Here is an 18,183-nt window from a genome sequence, read left to right on the forward strand (position 1 = left end):
ATCAGATATAACAAAGAACGATCAATCTATTTCTTTTATTGGTTGTTTAAGTTTGCGCGGAGTGTGGTTGTGAAATCACGCTCCGCTTTTTTGTATTCTAATTTACATACTCTTTTGGTCAAACCAGACTGCCAAGAATAAGATGACGGGTAGAATAAATATTTGCATTTATGCTTGGCTAATTCAGATTTTCTTCGTACCTTAGCAGCGCAAAACGTAAAGAGCGTAAGAATATGGCAAAAATAGTAAATAAATATCCTGTAGGAATTCAGACCTTTGAAGAAATCCGCGAGAAAAATTATCTCTATGTAGATAAGACCAAATACATCGTGGATTTTAGAGAAAAAGGAATGAAATATGTCTTTCTGAGTCGTCCAAGACGATTCGGCAAATCGCTTTTTGCCTCTACCCTCCAAGCCTATTTCGAGGGAAGAAAGGAACTTTTCGAGGGATTAGCCATTGCAGATTATGAAAAGGATTGGGTGAAGCATCCTGTATTTCATTTCGACTTGAGCGGTGCCAAACACATGAGCATAGAGCAACTGGAAAGATACCTGGCTGATATGCTTGAAGAGCAGGAGACCATCTGGGGCTACAAGACTCATCAGGTGGATGCAAACCTCCGCCTAAAAGACCTAGTGAAGAAAGCTTACGAGAAGACAGGCGAAAAGGCTGTAGTCATCATCGATGAATACGATGCCCCTTTGCTGGACGTAGTGCATGAAAAAGAAAATCTGCAACCGCTCCGCCGCATCATGCAGAACTTCTACAGTCCGCTGAAGATGCTCGACCCATACCTGGAGTTCACTTTCATCACGGGTATCACCAAGTTCTCGCAACTCAGCATTTTCAGCGAGCTCAACAACCTCGACAATATCAGTCTGTTTGACCAATATTCGGCAATCTGCGGTATCAGCAAGACCGAGCTTATCACGCAGATGAAACCGGACATCGAGGCTATGGGGGAAGCACTGAATATGACGTATGAGGAGTGCCTGGCAGAACTGACGCAATTCTATGACGGATATCATTTCAGCAAGAATTCTGAAGATATTTTCAATCCGTTCAGTCTGGTAAAGGCTTTGAATGCTCGGGATATTGCTCCTTACTGGTTTGGTTCCGGTACACCGTCCTTCCTCTTGAAGCTCTTGGATAAGTATCATGTCAATCTTTCTACATTGGAAAGTCAGGAGGCAGTATTGAGTTCCTTCGACCAATCTACAGAGGAAATGACGGATGCCTTGCCATTGCTTTACCAGAGCGGCTATCTGACCATCAAGAAATATGAACCGATGTTTCAGGAATATACGCTGGGCATTCCAAACAAGGAGGTACGCAACGGACTGCTAAACTCATTGATTCCCCATTATGTGAATCCTCGCCGTTCCGACAACAATGCCTTCCTTTTGGGGTTCTGCAAGGCGGTTTACCGGAATGATATCGAGGCGGCACTGGAGCACATGCGCACCTATATGGCTACGATACCATACGATCTGGAGAATCACAGCGAGAAGCATTATCAGACTATCTTCTATCTGATGTTCAGTTTCCTCAACATCTATATCCGTACGGAAGTGAAGAGCGCCATCGGCAGGGCTGATGCTGTAATGCACATGCCAGATACGATATACGTCTTCGAACTGAAGGTAGATAAGAGTGCAGAAGAAGCTTTGGCTCAGATAGACGAAAAAGGCTACATGTTGCCTTATCATTCTGAAGGTAAGCGACTGGTTAAAATCGGTATCAGCTTCGACAGTACCCAGAGAACTATCAGAGATTGGAAAATCAAGGAAGAATAAACATAGAATAAACAAGTACTTTCAATCTTAAGTTACCGAATGGTGAACAGCGGGGTGAACACTTGCCCTAAGTATTCACCTTTTCGGCTTCGGGGTGAACCCTAGTAAAAAGAACTTTGTATATACAGCGCATGCTAGAAATATAAGAGTCTAGATTATAATGGGTTATGGGGTATATTTAACACATTATTAACGCTAAAGGTTGGCATCGGGGTTCACCCTTCACCGACTTCATCGCCAAGTGTTCACCCTCACTCTTATTTAGAGAACGTTGCAAACAACAGCAAGCCCCAGCAGAATACCGCCCCCGACCTGCCCTTCTAGGGGTGGGTAGGGTAAGTCTGGCGTAAACAAGATAGTTACGATAGCTAAGTATCATGGTTACGATGGCTAAGTATCATGGTTACGATGGCTAAGTATCATACTTATGATATGCATGAGTTGGGCTTCAATTTTCTGTACCCTCTGCTACATGCTGCTCATCAGAATTTGATTATACGCATTTCTCCATCAACACAAAGGTGATGAAACCCAGGAGAAGAGCGTAGGTGGCTTGCTTCTGAAAGCCATGGGCATGGGTTTCAGGAATCATCTCATCGCTCGTTACATAGAGCATGGCGCCACCGGCAAAGCCCAACATCACGGGGAGGAAGGTGGAAGAGGCTGAACCCAAACCGAAACCCAACAGAATGCCTACCACTTCGAGCAGGGCGATGAAAATGGAAATGAAAAAGGTGCGAGCAGCAGAAACGCCTGCCATCATCAAAGGAGCGATGATGACCATTCCCTCGGGGATGTTCTGCAGGGCGATGCCGAAGGAAACGCCCCACTCCGTTGCACCTTCTGCTGAGCAGACGCTCACACCTGCTGCCATGCCCTCGGGCAGTTTGTGCAGGGCTATCGCCATCACGAAAAGCATCACATGACTGAGCCTGGCATTGTTGCGATGCTCCTCGGGATCGAGTCCCGTGATATGATGAAGATGGGGAGTCACCAGGTCTAGCACGTTCAGGAACAGGGCGCCTGCCATCACACCGATTACTACCAGCCACCAAAGTCCGGTCTGTTCGAAGGCTGGCACTATCAGTCCCAGCGTGGAAGCAGCCAGCATGATTCCGGCACAATATCCCAACACGGCATCATTCCATTTATGGGGCAACTCCTTGACGAAGAAACCCAGAATGGCACCGATAATGGTGGCACCACAAAGTCCGGCAGCACTAATCAATACGTTTGTCATTGCATTCTTTTTGTTTTTAACCTATAAAATATACCGAAGTTATCAGTAAAGTATGTGAAGATGCAGATACATCATAGAAGATAAAAAAGCATGGACAACCCTCACGGTCATCCATGCCCATCTATTTCGTATCTGATCTATTCTATATTACATGTGTATAGTCATGGTGAAATTGGTTTATTTCAACTTCTTATAACCGTAAGCTGCGTTATTACCCAACTGCTCTTCAATGCGGATAAGCTGGTTGTACTTGGCCATACGGTCGGTACGACTCATAGAACCTGTCTTAATCTGACCAGAGTTGGTTGCTACGGCAATATCGGCAATTGTAGTATCCTCGGTTTCACCAGAACGATGGGAAGTAACGGTGGTGTAACCATGGCGATGAGCCATCTCGATAGCATCCAGTGTCTCGGTGAGAGAACCAATCTGGTTCACCTTGATGAGGATAGAGTTGGCAGCACCCATCTTGATACCCTTCTCCAGGAACTTCACGTTGGTAACAAAGAGGTCGTCACCTACCAATTGGCAACGATCGCCGATGGCAGCAGTCAACTTCACCCAGTTGTCCCAATCGTTCTCATCAAGACCATCCTCAATAGAATCGATAGGATATTTAGTAATCAGTTCTTCCAGGAACTTGATCTGCTCAGCAGCAGTCAGTTTCTTACCATTAGGATCCTTCTTCTTGCCATCCTTCAACTGGCGGTAATCGTAGAACCACTCACCATTCTCCTGAACGGCAAACTCGCTGGCAGCACAGTCCATGGCAATCTTCACGTCCTTACCTGGCTCATAACCGGCATCCTTGATAGCCTGACAGATACTGTCGAGCGCATCCTCAATACCATCGAGTGCAGGAGCGAAACCGCCCTCATCACCTACGGCAGTAGAAAGTCCACGGCTCTTCAGAAGCTTAGCCAAGGCATGGAACACCTCAGCACCCATACGGATAGCCTCCTTCTCGGAAGGAGCACCCACAGGACGGATCATGAACTCCTGGAAAGCGATAGGCGCATCAGAATGAGCACCACCATTGATGATGTTCATCATAGGAACAGGAAGAGTGTAAGTATTGCAACCGCCGATATAGCGATACAATGGGATATGGAGATACTCAGCAGCAGCATGAGCCACAGCCAAAGAAACACCGAGGATGGCGTTGGCACCCAGGTTTGACTTGGTCTTAGTGCCGTCCAGTTCCAACATTTTATAATCTATGGCACGCTGCTCCAAGGCAGAGAAGCCAACCAAAGCAGGCGCAATCACCTGATTCACGTTCTCCACAGCCTTCAAGACGCCCTTGCCGCCATAGCGGTTCTTGTCGCCATCACGAAGTTCCAGCGCCTCGTTCTCGCCAGTGGATGCACCAGAAGGAACCGATGCACGACCAATGATACCTGACTTCAAAGAAACTTCAACCTCTACAGTAGGGTTGCCACGAGAATCCAAGATTTCTCTTGCATGAACATTTTCGATAATCATAATACAATACTTTTAATTACATTAAACATTTTTTCCGAGTGCAAATTTAGGTATTATCTGACAAACCACCAAATTTCGGGCATCATCAAAACTAGGTATTTGCCAAGAAATACCTACTTATAAGTATGCAGTAAATCACCATTTATCACTTCCCCGTCACTTTCCCGATTATCTCCTCGAAATCTTCCTTCTGCATGGCGCCCATCTGCATAGTGGGATTGCCCTTCATCGGGATGAAGAGGAAGGTAGGGATGCTGCGGATGCCGAAGACGGAAGCCAGTTCTGGCTCCTGATCAATATCCACCTTATAGAAATCAACCTTGCCGGCATATTTCCCGGCAAGAGATTCTACCATGGGAGCCATCATCTTGCAAGGTCCACACCAGGTGGCATAGAAATCGATAATGGCAGGACGGGAGCCTGCAAACACCCACTCATCGGGATGAGACTCGTAATCCATGATCTTCTTCCTGAAATCGGAAGCAGTAAGGGATTGTACCTTTCCAACAGAAGCAGACTGATTACTACTGCCAGCTACTGACTGACCAACCTTCTCAGCCATACTCTCAGACTCAACACGAGAAGGCAGTCCCTTTGAGCCGCCTTCCTGTTTCTTGTTATTTTGCGAACATCCCATAAAGGCTAAAGCCATCATGGCATATAAACAAACATTTTTCTTCATTTTTTTTAAAATTAATAAGCCAAATCGATTGCAACAGGATATACGCGGCATGGGTCGAAGTATTCCGCACAACTGTTCACCATTGCCTGCAAATCAGCCTTGGCAATACCGTGGAATACCTGCTTGCCATTTACCATGATGGTTACAGGCTCATTGAGGTTAACCAACTGGTCGTTGAGATAAACTCTCAGCCTTCCACCTGTAGCTACGGAATAGCTGCGGTTGAACTTCAGATCAATGCCCCACTGCTTATCCTTCAAGATAGTGGTATAATCCACATTGCTCACCTTGATGGAAACCACGTTCTTGTCTATATCCATCTCGTAGTAAGTTCTCTGCTCTGATGGACGAGCCAGCACCTGCAGGTTGTAGAAACCGGAACGATGTCTTCCATCCATCTCGAAATCCTCCCAAAGTACGGTCTTAGGATATGGATTGCGAACAAACTGCTTGAGCCAAGGAGTAGTCAGACCATAGGTGATGTGATGCTGCATACCCGGCAAGAGCTGGATGCGATGGCGGAAGATTGGAGTCTTATCTACTGACAATGGGCGAGCCAACTGCGCAGAATCGAATGCCACCTGGGTGTACCAGGTCAGGTCGCTGCGATAGAAACCGGTATCATCAGCGCCTGTGAGGAACGAGAAACCGATGTTGGCACAGTTTTCCACAGGCGCATTCTTCAGCGGTTCACCACCAGCCATCGGACCCGCTGCAGCCCAATAGTCGGCATAGAAGGAAGCGAGACGCTGACTTCCATATCCACCTTCACTGATGCCGAATACATAGAGCCGGTTGGCATCCACCTCACCCTTCAGCAGGTTCTGGCGAATCAGTTTTTCGAAAGCATACTGCTTAGAGAGATGCCACCAGCGATAGTATTCACCCTCGTTTGGAATCTGAGGGATGAAATAGATGGAAGGAGAATCCTGGAAGCTCAGTCCGAGCTTGATGCCATTAGACCACTCATGGTCCTTAGGACCCGATCCGTGGACATATAGGAAGAGCGGGAACTTACCGTCGGCAGCCACGCCCTTCTTGCCATAATAATAAGGCATCACGGCATTTGGCTCCAGGCACTGAGGCAAATTCCAGAAGCTGTTCTTTGCCAACTTCAAATCTTCAGGTTCGATGAGTTTCTCTTCCTGCAGGTTCTTGTTGGCATCGCACCATGCTGTCCAGACCATCTTCTGGTAGCTGGCGATATCCTTGCCGTCAATAGCGGCATGGAGTTTGGTGTCAAGAGGTGTGTTTTTAGCGAATTCTGCCTTACCGTCTTTCTCCAATGCTTTCTGTTGCGCTTTGAGCGACTGCAGGAAGTAGGCATTCACCTTTTTCTGCAATCCCTGTGATTGCGCCATTGTCTGGGTAGAGTAGCTTAGTGAGACAAGCGCCATCACCATGTAAATCATTTTTTTCATTTCGTACATTGATATATATAATTACTAGATTTTTCCGATTACTAGTTTTTTACTAGTCTTTCAAGGAACTAGTCTTTCAAGGAATAGGTAACCGTGGTCACCACCCTTACCTTTTTTATATAAGGAGTGTTGGAATCTCTATCCTCTATCGAGAACTGTCCCTGGTCGGCATTCATGATTTTGTCAATCTTACTCTTGCTGTTATCGGCAAACTGTGCAGCAGTCTTCTCTGCATTCTCTATTGCCTCCTGCATCATCTTAGGTTTCATCTGTCGGAAAGCAACATATTCATACTTCACCGGATTCTCGTAGCCACCATCCACGATAGCGACGCCCTTCTGGAGCAGGTCACCCTGACGGGCGATGATGCTGCGAACCAGTTTCACGTTATGCGAAGTAACGGTGATAATCGACGTGATGTTATAACGATACCCCTGGCGGTTTTCTCCATATCGCTCAGCATTGAGGTCGATGACCACAGGTGCATTCACATTGATTTCGCTCGCCTTCACGCCATTTGCCAGCAGGAAGTTTCTGATGGTTCTCGTGGTGGCGTTGATTTTTTGATAGAGTTCAGGCAGGTCATTGCCTATTTCCTTGGAAACGATAGGCCATGTCACCTTATCAGCCTCAACCTCCTTTTCGGCTAAGCCTTTTACTACCACCTTCCGGTCTTTAGCTATCACACTTTCAAGTCCCGACTTGATACAAAATCCAAGCATGATAATGCCGATGGCTAAAATCACAGCTTGCTTGATACCTGTATTTACATTCATAATAAGCCCTCCATTTATTAAGTTAAAAACGCTTACGATGGCAAAGATAAGCAAAAAGATGATAGAAGCCATCTTTTTTAATCTTTTTTATGTTCTAATCTCAACCAAGCAAGAAAGATATGTTAAATCTTCTATACAAACGATACAACCTATTGATTTTTTCACTAACTTTATACCGTTAAAATGATGTAGAACCTTTAAAACCATAACATCATGAAAATAGGTGTTCCAAAAGAAATTAAGAATAATGAGAACCGTGTGGGAATGACTCCTGCCGGAGTTGCCGAATTTATTCGACATGGTCACGAAGTGATGGTTCAGCATACTGCTGGCGAGAACAGTGGATTTGCAGACGAAGAGTATGTGAAGGTAGGAGCCAGGATCCTGCCCGACATCCAGAGTGTGTATCGCGAGGCTGAGATGATTATCAAGGTGAAGGAACCTATCGCCGAGGAATATCCACTCATCCATCAGGACCAACTCGTGTTTACTTACTTCCATTTCGCTTGCGACAAGGAGCTAACAGATGCTATGATCAAAAGCGGTGCTGTCTGTCTGGCTTATGAGACGGTGGAGACAGACAACCATCATTTGCCGCTGCTGATTCCGATGAGTGAGGTGGCAGGCAGAATGGCAATTATCAACGGTGCCTACTATCTGCAGAAGACCAAGGGAGGAAAGGGTAAACTGATGAGCGGTGTACCAGGTGTAAACCGTGCCAAAGTCCTGGTTCTTGGCGGTGGAACAGTAGGAGAAGCTGCAGCAAGAATGGCTGCTGGATTGGGAGCTGACGTATGGATTACCGATATCAGTCTGCCTCGTCTTCGCCAGCTGGAGATGGAATTGCCTATCAATGTGCACACCCTCTATTCCAATGAGCACAATATCCGAAAAGAACTTTCAGATGTAGACATCGTGGTGGGCAGCGTACTCGTTCCGGGAGACAAGGCTCCACACCTCATCACAAAGGATATGTTGAAGCTGATGGAACCGGGCACCGTATTGGTGGATGTGGCAATCGACCAAGGCGGCTGCTTCGAGACCTCTCATCCAACTACTCATTCTGATCCGATATTCATGGTAGATGGCATCGTGCATTATGCCGTGGCTAACATTCCGGGAGCCGTGCCTCATACCTCTACCACTGCTCTGACCAATGCCACTCTAAAGTATGCCCTGGCTCTTGCAGACAAGGGATGGAGAAAGGCCTGCAAGGAAGACAAGGCTTTGTATCGGGGACTGAACATCGTAAACGGCAAGGTAGTATTCAAGGCTGTAGCCGATGTCTTCGGATTAGAATACGAAGAGATGGTATTATAGGAGATTGCATTATAAATTCATGAAACATAACTTTTAAGCCCTTCGATTCCGTTGGGTTTAAAAGTTATGATGTTTTTTGTGGGTCTTTCCAATGATAAAATATGCTAAAAGAGCTTACTTCATCAACAAAAGGATATTTTTTCTTTAGGTAACTCTTGGATATATAACAAAAAAGCCTTATCTTTGCATAAGATAAGCTGCACTTGGCAAAATATTTCTAACCCAAAAACAATAAAATGGAGTACAACATGATTGGGACCGCATGGTCGTTACTGCCTCCTATCGTCGCCATCGCTCTAGCGCTGAAGACGAAGGAGGTCTATTCTTCTCTTTTTATCGGTATCATACTGGGTGCCGTTCAATATTGTATTTCGATGGGAACAGGATTCGACGGATTCCTCGTTCACCTGACCAACCACACTGTAGGTGAAGGCGATGATGCCAAGGCATACGGTTTGATACATTGCCTTTCCGACCCTTGGAACGTGGGCATTCTGGTATTCCTGGTGGTATTGGGCAGCATCGTTTCACTGATGAACAAGGCTGGCGGTTCTGCGGCATTCGGCCGTTGGGCTTCCAAGCACGTAAAGTCGAAGATTGGCGTGCAGGTAGCCACCATTCTGCTCGGTATCCTGATATTCATCGATGATTACTTCAACTGCCTTACCGTAGGTTCTGTGATGCGCCCTATCGCAGTGCGCAACGGCGTAACCAAGGAGAAACTTGCCTATCTCATCGACTCCACTGCAGCACCGGTCTGCATCATCTCCCCAATCTCCAGTTGGGCAGCAGCAGTATCGGGCTTCGTATCGGGAGGCGAGAACGGACTGGCACTTTTCTGCAAGGCGATACCTTACAATTTCTACGCCTTCTTCACTATTCTCTTTATGTTTGGCATCGTGATCTTGGGCTTCGACTTCAAGGCGATGAGCAAATATGACGCAAGACTGAAGGAATGGTATGAGCGCACCAACGGAGGAAAGCTCGATGAGGTGAGCGATACCAAGCTGCAGATCGTGGAGCATGGTGTGGGAGCCAAACAGGAAGAGAATTCGAAGAGCAAAGGCTCTGTGAGCGATCTTGTGATTCCAATCATCATGTTGATTATCTTCTGTATGGCAGGCATGGTTTATTCGGGAGGCTTCTTTGATGCCAGCAATGCCAACTATATGAACTTCGTAGATTCCTTTGCTGGTAGCAATGCCTCTATAGGTCTGGTAATTGGTTCATTGGCAGCCTTGATTCTTACTATCCTGATGTTTACGGTTCGCAAGACCTTACCATTCGATGAAGCAATGAGTAGTCTGATCAAGGGCTTCGAGGCGATGGTACCAGCCATTCTGATTCTTACCCTGGCATGGACCCTGAAGAGCATGACAGATTCGCTGGGAGCAGCAGAATATGTATCCACCGTAGTGGCAAGCAGCGCTTCTGAACTCCAGATGCTCCTGCCAGCCATCATCTTCCTGGTTGCCGCCTTTCTGGCTTTCGCCACAGGTACATCCTGGGGAACCTTCGGTATTCTGATACCTATCTGTATCGCAGTATTCCCAGGAGCCGACCCATTGCGCATCATCTCCATCTCTGCCTGCATGGCAGGTGCTGTCTGTGGCGACCATATCTCACCTATCAGCGATACCACCATCATGGCGAGTGCCGGAGCCGAGTGCAAGCATGTGCACCATGTTTCATCACAGTTGCCTTATGCCTTGACTGTAGCTACCGTCAGCTTCCTCACCTTCATCGTGGCAGGTTTCACCCATACGCTGGGAATGGTAACCAGTGCCATCATTTCATGGATATTCGGTATGGCAATGCTTGGTTTTGCTTTATTTTATTTAAATAAACGTCAGAAAAGTAAATAGTTCTTAATTAATTTGTATATTTGAAATATTTTCAATATCTTTGCAAAAGAATTTAATAAAGAACATATTAATAACTTAATACAGAATACATTATGAAGGAATTGAAAGGTACAAAGACAGAGAAGAACCTCCAGGAGGCTTTCGCTGGTGAGTCACAGGCTCGTAACAAATATACCTATTTTGCAAGCAAGGCAAAGAAGGACGGTTATGTACAGATAGCTAATATCTTTGAGGAGACAGCTGCCAATGAGAAGGAGCACGCTAAGTTGTGGTTCAAGTATCTCGAGGGCGGTGCTATCCAGGATACAGAGAAGAACCTGGAGGCTGCTGCCAATGGTGAGCACGACGAGTGGACAGAAATGTATCCACGCATGGCAAAGGAAGCTCACGAGGAAGGCTTCGAGGAGATTGCTGCCAAGTTTGAGATGGTGGCTGAAATCGAGAAGCACCACGAGGAGCGTTATCGCAAGCTCTTGAAGAACGTGCAGGACAAGCTCGTCTTCTCTCGCGACGGCGACTGCATCTGGCAGTGCTCTAACTGCGGACATATCGTAGTTGGCAAGCAGGCTCCAGAGGTTTGCCCAGTCTGCAACCACCCACAGAGCTACTTCCAGATTGAGGCTCAGAACTACTAAGATTCTATTACAGGAAATTGAACGATAGGATAGGATTATAACATAGAACCTATCATATAGAAGACTTCCTATAGAACCAGATAAAAATCCCCTGATGCAATAAGATATGCATCAGGGGATTTTCTTTTTTACCACTGGTTGATGTCGGCTTTTGCCTCTATCTTTTTCTCAACTTTATCAGGAAGTTTGGAGAAGAAGTCGTAGCCGGTGATACGCTCCACCTCATCCACCGAGTTGACAAAGTCTTTTTTCTGCAAGCCGGTAGCTCCCTGGTTGCGACAGATAAAACCGATGGCTTGCGGATTCTTGCCAGTTCGGAGGATTACCTTGAAGAAAGCATCAGGCACCACCACCTTGTTCTTACCCAGTTTGCGATGCTGCTTATTCAGGAAAATCGGACCGCATACGATATATACCTTACCGTATTTCTTTGCCCAGGTACGACACTGCTGTTCGATACTATTCCAGACACCCGCATTCAAGGCATGGGTCTGGGGACACATATTGGTCATCAGGAAGCACTCGTCCATAGCCTTCTGATTCCACTTGTTATCGCCAGCCGGACAGAGATGACCCCTATCATAACCGCTGTTGTAGTAATCTGCCTTCATTCCCTTAGGTGATGGCATATCCATATCATCCTCAAAGTCGCCACGCTTCAACTTTCCTGAAGCATGAGCGCGGGTCAATGACCATGCCACCCAGTTAGGCTGACGGGTATCGTGATTATATGATACGGTATAGGCAAAACGCTTTCTGATGGTTTGCGATACCTTTTTCTTGGAAACGGGTATTTCTATCCCCGGTGCATCACCCTGTGCTGCCGGCAACATAGAGGATGACAAGCCCAAAGTAGAGAGCAGAGCGATGACGCCAAGCAGCAGCCATCCTCTCAATTTCTTATTGAATTGAATCATCTTTAATTCTATATGAAGAGATTATTATGTATTTATCCTATTCTGCTGGATTAATCTTTTCCAACATGATTTCTATCAGTCTCGGAACCCCATAGTCTTCTATCTCACTTTCCTTGATCCAGATGTAGTCATCCGGCAACTGAGGACAGGTTTCTGTTTCCAGGAGATAGAAGTCGGCAAGAAGGATGCGATGAGTCAGAACGTGCTTGACATCTTTAGCCAATAATATCGGATTCTTCACGAAAGAAGGCAGTTCCTTGACATCCGAAACATTATAAGGCTCCCATAATCCCTGCCAGATATCTCCTTCGCCACGTCGATGGATGGCAATCATCGGTTCTGGAATTCCTGAACCATCCGCCACCGAAGATTTACACCTTATATATATATAGGAGAGATGGCGGGTCTTCACCTTTACGGTCTTGTTCTTGACAGGCAGTTCCTCCACCCTGCCACAACGCAAAGCCTCGCAGGTTTCGGCAAGCGGACAGAGCAGGCACTTCGGAGACTGTGGAGTGCATTGAATCGCACCGAAGTCCATCATTCCCTGATTATAGGATGCCGCATCGGATGCAGGCAAGAGCGATTGCGCCAGAGCAGCAAACTCTTTTTTCCCCTGGGTTGAATTGATGGGAGTATCAATACCGAAGTATCGGGAAAGCACCCGATAGACATTGCCATCAACCACAGCTGCCGGAATATCGAAAGCGAAAGAGCCGATGGCAGCAGCGGTATAATCGCCTACTCCCTTCAGGGATTTGATGCCGTCAAGGGTGTTGGGGAAAGAACCGAGAGCCACAATCTGCTTGGCAGCAGCATGAAGATTGCGGGCACGGGAATAATACCCCAAACCCTGCCAGAGTTTCAAGACATCATCCTCGCTGGCTGCAGCTAGGTCTTCTACCTTGGGATAGGTTTGCATGAACCGTTCCCAATATTCCCAACCTTGGACTATGCGGGTTTGCTGAAGGATGATTTCGCTCAGCCAGATGGCATAGGGATCCTTGGTTTCGCGCCAAGGCAAATCCCTGCCGTTTTCACGAAACCAACGGAGTATTTCTGTTGAAAAAAAAGAGTTATTGATCATTATTATGCTTTTGCCCTTTCAGGGCGTTACTTTCTTGCTTCGGTCCTTTTAGCGGATTACAAATCCGCAATAGTTACCCATACGGCGGCGGATTACAAATCCGCCGAAACAGTAACTATTCATAAAGTTCAAATCTCAATGTTCAAAGTAATTACTGCTCCGGATATTGCTCATAAATTTTCAGACCGAATTCATTGGCAAGCGCATAGGCATGTTCCATGATATCGGCGAGGATATGCTCGTAATTGACCCAAACCTTATCCTTGATGAAGAAATAGAATTCGATAGGAAGACCGCACTGGGTGGCTTCCATGTGGCGAACCATCAAGGTCAACTCCGTATTCACCTCAGGACGCTGACGCAGATATTTCTCCATAAACTTACGATAAAGCTGAAGATTGGTTGGGGCAAGGGCTGCCGGATTCTTCAGATCCTCAATATCCTTTCCTTCCGCAATATCCTTTTCTATCGCCTTCTGAAGAGATTCCTTCAACTTAAAGGAATCCTCTGTGGCGAAATGCTTGGCAAGCAAGGTCTGCTTCAAAGTCTCATCTACCAACCGGATGCTGCGGAAATCGAAATAAACAATTCGCTTTACTCTTCTTCCCCCACTCTTCTGCATACCAATCCAGTTCTGGAACGAACCATTCACCAGGGTAGCTGGCGAAATGGTAACGATGGTATTATCGAAATTACGCACCTTTACGGTAGTAAGCGACATATCCTCCACAATACCATTGGCATCCACCGATTTCACGGTAATCCAGTCGCCCTTATGCAGCATATCATTACTGGTAAGTCGCACACCGGCAGCCAGACCGAGGATGGTATCCTTGAACACCAACATCAAGACAGCAGAAGTAGCACCCAAGCCGGCAAACAAGGTCATCGGACTCTTACCCAGCAAAATAGCAACCACAACCACTCCAGCCACAAAGAGCATCAACACTCGAAGTACGCCGCAGAAGGTATGGAAATACTGCTGAGCCGAAGAACGGCGCTCATCCCCATTCTCCAATCCCTTGAAAGAACCGATGAAAACCAAAGCCGTACGTACCGACATCACTACGATATAGATACCCGTAGCACGCTCCAGAATCTCCTTGAATATCGGATATTCCAGATAGATAAGCGGCATGAGCGACCAGATAACTACGGCGGGAACGATATGGCAGGCAGAAGTAAGCACCTTCTTGTTGAAAAGCACATCATCCCAAGACGCCTCCGTCTTCTCCGTTATCTTGGATATCAACGGAACCAATATCTTCCGACATAGGAAATCGCTCAGCATCGCCAGCAAGATAGCGGTGACGGTAAGCAAAATATGACGAAGCATAGGCACATAATCACCTGTGACACCTGCCCATGTTATCATTTCATCAACAAATTTTCTAATTTCTTCCATAAATAAAAGTTTTGTGTCCAGTACCTAGCACCCTGTTCCAACAAAGTAATCACTAATAACTAATCACTAAACTCACGGTTGACAGAGCAAGGTACAAACCTTATCTGCAAAATTACGGGCATTATTGCCATGCATGATACCATTATTAATAATGGCAAAGCAAAGTTCATGACCATTGGCAGCCTTGCAATATCCAGCCAGTGAGATGATACCCGTCAAAGTACCAGTCTTTGCCCTTACATTACCATGAGTAAAACTATTCTTCATTCGCCTCTTCAACGTGCCATCCACTCCCCCGATAGGCAGTGACTGCATCAAATGCTCCTTGATATTATCATTCTTATAAGCATAACGCAGCAACTTGACCTCCAGTTCGGCACTCAGATAATTATACAAGGACAACCCGGAACCATCAGCCAATTTATAACGGGACGGATCGAGTCCAATTTTTCTAATCAACTGTCGTTCCACATTTCTGGCACTCTTGGCACTGGCTGACCGGTTGCCGGTAGAGGCAGCTATCTGATAGTACATACTCTCGGCATAGAGATTATCACTGTCTTTCATCATCTTATGCAGCACCTGATCCATTGTATGGAAACGGGTACAGATGGTAAAAGCATTAGCCGGACAAGGTTTTATGGTAGAATACATCCCTTCGTAGAGAATACCTACATCCTCCAGTTTTGCCAGAAATCTATCCATAAAGATGTCCTTACGGGCGAATACCAAAGGCGACAACACCGGATTGTCATCATCCCAGCACCATCCTTCGCCCAACAGATTAGCATCCTTCATAGAACGGTCTGCATAAATACTGCCACGGATGGTGTCGATGCCCATCTCCTTCAACCCATTGGCAAAGGCTGCCATATCATCGCTGTTAAAACGGGGATCCATGCCACCGATACAATAAACATCGCCGGTTAAGACTCCATTTTCTATGGTTCCAGTATACTTGAGAGTCGTCTTAAACTGGTAAGAACCGCCCAATTTATCCAATGCCGTAATAGCAGTCAGAAGCTTCATTGTACTAGCCGGGCGCATCAGCTGTCGCTCATTTCTCTTGTAGATACAGGAATCGGCCTCCAGGTCCCATACCATCAATCCCACCTGCGATGTCTCGAACATCTTACTCTCCAGGAGTTTGTCCAGACCAACCTGAACCGAGACAGGCCAAGGCAACTTCTGGGTATCAGTAGCCAGGGAGTCTATCAAGGTAGAATCAGCCAATTCTGTCTCGTCCTGCGATTCTACCACCTCGTCATCATTCACATCTTGAGCCTGCATTGGCAATGCAACAACCATCGCCATCATCAGGCTCAACATCATATATTTAATCTTTTCCATCACAATTGAATTCTTCACTCTTCGTTCCTCATTCTTCACTTCTTTGTCGTTTCTTAATTTCTTTCTCAAAAGCCTCTTCATTATCAGGCTGAACGGCCACCATGTTCTTATGACCATATTCTATCACTACACACCTGTCCAGTCCCATAAAAGTCTTCACCGGATGCACATCTATGATGTCGCAGACCGGTACATTCTTATTGGACGAGAACCTTCCTTCGTTGATGATCAGATACTCCATCTCATCATCCCGGTCGATAGGTTTTACCTTCTTAAAGGTATAAGTAGTATTCAGAATACGCTCTATCATGCCCACGATGACAATGGCCAGGAAGATGCCGATAATCGCCATCTTCACCCAGAAGAAATAGCCAGCCAAAAATGCAAAGACAGCCACACCCAAACGGGCTGTCAATGTAAAGCGTTTATGAAAAGTTCTATCTGCCATATCTTGTTAATATTTGTCATTTTGATAGTCTTAAAGACTATATTACCATAAATTTCGGTGCAAAATTACAAAAAATCCGTCTCTTTTTACTCATTATTAAAGAGAAATTAGTACTTTTGCAAACAATTAAGCATTATTAGAATAAACTCACATGGTTTATAAGTATGATTTTCTGATTATCGGCTCAGGAGTTGCCGGTATGAGTTACGCCCTGAAAGTAGCCAGAGCGCATAAAGGTAAAGTGTGCATGATCTGCAAAACCTCTCTCGATGAGGCGAACACTTCATTTGCACAAGGTGGTGTTGCGTCAGTTACCAACCTGGAAGTAGATAACTTCGACAAGCACATACAAGATACGATGATTGCTGGTGACTATATCAGCGATTATAAGGCAGTGAAGCAGGTTGTCACCATGGCACCGGAGCAGATCAAGGAGCTCGTGCAGTGGGGTGTCAACTTCGACAAGCAGCAGGACGGCAAGTTCGATCTTCATCGTGAGGGCGGACATAGCGAGTTCCGCATTCTTCATCATGCCGATGATACGGGTGCTGAAATCCAGCGCGGTCTGATGGAGGCTGTACGCAACTGCCCAGACATTGATATCAAGGAAAATCATTTTGCAGTAGAGATTATCACCCAGCACCACTTGGGTGCCCGTGTTACTCGCCGTACACCTTATATTAACTGTTACGGAGCCTACGTTCTGAATCCTGAAACCCAGAAGGTGGATACCTATCTGAGCAAGGTTACCGTGATGTGTACCGGTGGTTGTGGTGCTGTTTATCAGACTACCACCAACCCTGTCATCGCTACCGGTGACGGTGAGGCGATGGTTTACCGTGCCAAGGGAACCGTAGCCGATATGGAGTTTGTACAGTTCCACCCTACAGCTCTCTATCATCCAGGAGAGACTCATCCTGCCTTCCTCATCACCGAGGCTATGCGTGGATATGGTGGCATCTTGCGTTTGCCTAACGGCGAGAGCTTCATGGAGAAATATGACAAGCGATTGAGCCTAGCTCCTCGCGACATCGTGGCACGTGCCATCGATAAGGAGATGAAGATTCACGGATTGGATCATGTATGCCTGGATGTTACCCATAAGAATCCTGAGGAGACCAAGCATCACTTCCCAAATATCTACGCCAAGTGTCTCAGTATCGGCATCGACATCACTAAGGATTATATCCCTGTTCGTCCTGCAGCTCACTATATGTGTGGTGGTATCAAGGTAGATTTGAACGGATGTTCAAGCATCAACCGCCTCTATGCCCTGGGCGAGTGTTCATGCACAGGTCTGCATGGTGGCAACCGTCTTGCCAGCAACTCGCTCATCGAGGCTGTGGTTTATGCCGAGACAGCTGCCAAGCACAGCATCGAGCATGTAGATGAATATGATTTCAACGAGAAAGTTCCTGCATGGAACGATGAGGGTACCCTAACCAACGAAGAGAAGGTGCTGATTACACAGAGCGTGAAAGAGGTGGGCGAATGCATGAGCAACTATGTAGGCATCGTTCGCAGCGACCTCCGTCTGAAGCGTGCCTGGGACCGCCTCGACCTGCTTTATGAAGAGACCGAGAATCTCTTCAAGCGTGTCAAGGTGAGCAAGGAACTCTGCGAGCTCCGCAATATGATCAACGTGGGATATCTTATCACCCGCATGGCAATAGAACGCAAGGAGAGCCGTGGTCTTCACTATACCATCGACTACCCTGTTCATGCTTACGACAAAAAGGACTAATCAAACAGA

15 protein-coding genes are annotated in these 18,183 nt (G+C 46.4%); 5 read left to right on the plus strand and 10 right to left on the minus strand.

Going from position 1 to position 18,183, the window contains the following annotated elements:
* Positions 1–233: 233 nt before the first annotated feature.
* Positions 234–1,799: an ATP-binding protein gene (locus tag F7D73_RS01010; RefSeq protein ID WP_153121885.1), complete on the plus strand. Its 1,566-nt coding sequence runs from the start codon at positions 234–236 to the stop codon at positions 1,797–1,799.
* Between the two features lie 493 nt (positions 1,800–2,292).
* Here the strand turns inward: F7D73_RS01010 and F7D73_RS01015 are convergent, their stop codons facing one another.
* From F7D73_RS01015 to F7D73_RS01035, 5 genes are all read right to left on the minus strand, one after another.
* Entirely contained in the window at positions 2,293–3,039 is a 747-nt protein-coding gene (locus F7D73_RS01015) for a ZIP family metal transporter (RefSeq protein WP_153121886.1), read from the minus strand.
* A gap of 177 nt (positions 3,040–3,216) precedes the next feature.
* Positions 3,217–4,524 (minus strand): phosphopyruvate hydratase, encoded by a 1,308-nt coding sequence (eno, locus tag F7D73_RS01020; RefSeq protein ID WP_153121887.1) that lies wholly within the window; start codon positions 4,522–4,524, stop codon positions 3,217–3,219.
* Positions 4,525–4,669: 145 nt separating this feature from the next.
* Complete coding sequence (trxA, locus tag F7D73_RS01025; protein ID WP_437182272.1) at positions 4,670–5,206, minus strand: thioredoxin; 537 nt, start codon at positions 5,204–5,206, stop codon at positions 4,670–4,672.
* 11 nt (positions 5,207–5,217) lie between these two features.
* Positions 5,218–6,627, minus strand: coding sequence for a hypothetical protein (locus tag F7D73_RS01030; RefSeq protein ID WP_153121888.1), 1,410 nt, complete (start codon positions 6,625–6,627; stop codon positions 5,218–5,220).
* Between the two features lie 68 nt (positions 6,628–6,695).
* Positions 6,696–7,403, minus strand: coding sequence for an SIMPL domain-containing protein (locus tag F7D73_RS01035; protein ID WP_153121889.1), 708 nt, complete (start codon positions 7,401–7,403; stop codon positions 6,696–6,698).
* Between the two features lie 213 nt (positions 7,404–7,616).
* Between F7D73_RS01035 and ald the strand changes: the two genes are divergently transcribed.
* From ald to rbr, 3 genes are all read left to right on the plus strand, one after another.
* Positions 7,617–8,723: an alanine dehydrogenase gene (ald, locus tag F7D73_RS01040; RefSeq protein ID WP_153121890.1), complete on the plus strand. Its 1,107-nt coding sequence runs from the start codon at positions 7,617–7,619 to the stop codon at positions 8,721–8,723.
* Positions 8,724–8,971: 248 nt separating this feature from the next.
* Entirely contained in the window at positions 8,972–10,588 is a 1,617-nt protein-coding gene (locus F7D73_RS01045; protein WP_228117591.1) for a Na+/H+ antiporter NhaC family protein, read from the plus strand.
* A 92-nt stretch (positions 10,589–10,680) separates the two neighbouring features.
* Entirely contained in the window at positions 10,681–11,223 is a 543-nt protein-coding gene (rbr, locus tag F7D73_RS01050) for a rubrerythrin (RefSeq protein ID WP_153121892.1), read from the plus strand.
* A 128-nt stretch (positions 11,224–11,351) separates the two neighbouring features.
* On the opposite strand, the gene F7D73_RS01055 is transcribed toward rbr, so the two are convergent.
* The 5 genes from F7D73_RS01055 to F7D73_RS01075 all read right to left on the minus strand — a co-directional run bounded on the left by F7D73_RS01055 (position 11,352) and on the right by F7D73_RS01075 (position 16,430).
* Positions 11,352–12,140 (minus strand): DNA/RNA non-specific endonuclease, encoded by a 789-nt coding sequence (locus tag F7D73_RS01055; protein ID WP_153121893.1) that lies wholly within the window; start codon positions 12,138–12,140, stop codon positions 11,352–11,354.
* A gap of 37 nt (positions 12,141–12,177) precedes the next feature.
* A complete protein-coding gene (gene mutY / locus F7D73_RS01060) occupies positions 12,178–13,230 on the minus strand; it encodes an A/G-specific adenine glycosylase (RefSeq protein WP_437182273.1) in 1,053 nt (350 codons plus the stop codon).
* A gap of 148 nt (positions 13,231–13,378) precedes the next feature.
* Complete coding sequence (locus F7D73_RS01065) at positions 13,379–14,632, minus strand: mechanosensitive ion channel family protein (RefSeq protein WP_153121895.1); 1,254 nt, start codon at positions 14,630–14,632, stop codon at positions 13,379–13,381.
* A 72-nt stretch (positions 14,633–14,704) separates the two neighbouring features.
* Positions 14,705–15,982 carry a D-alanyl-D-alanine carboxypeptidase/D-alanyl-D-alanine endopeptidase gene (gene dacB, locus F7D73_RS01070; RefSeq protein WP_153121896.1) on the minus strand — a complete coding sequence of 426 codons (1,278 nt, stop codon included), beginning with the start codon at positions 15,980–15,982 and terminating at the stop codon, positions 14,705–14,707.
* Between the two features lie 28 nt (positions 15,983–16,010).
* Positions 16,011–16,430, minus strand: coding sequence for a PH domain-containing protein (locus tag F7D73_RS01075; protein WP_153121897.1), 420 nt, complete (start codon positions 16,428–16,430; stop codon positions 16,011–16,013).
* 151 nt (positions 16,431–16,581) lie between these two features.
* Here F7D73_RS01075 and nadB point away from each other — a divergent pair, with 151 nt between their 5' ends.
* Complete coding sequence (gene nadB, locus F7D73_RS01080) at positions 16,582–18,174, plus strand: L-aspartate oxidase (protein ID WP_153121898.1); 1,593 nt, start codon at positions 16,582–16,584, stop codon at positions 18,172–18,174.
* The last annotated feature ends 9 nt before the right edge of the window (positions 18,175–18,183 follow it).

The organism is Segatella copri, from assembly GCF_009494395.1.
In the GTDB taxonomy this organism is placed as follows: Bacteria; Bacteroidota; Bacteroidia; order Bacteroidales; family Bacteroidaceae; genus Prevotella.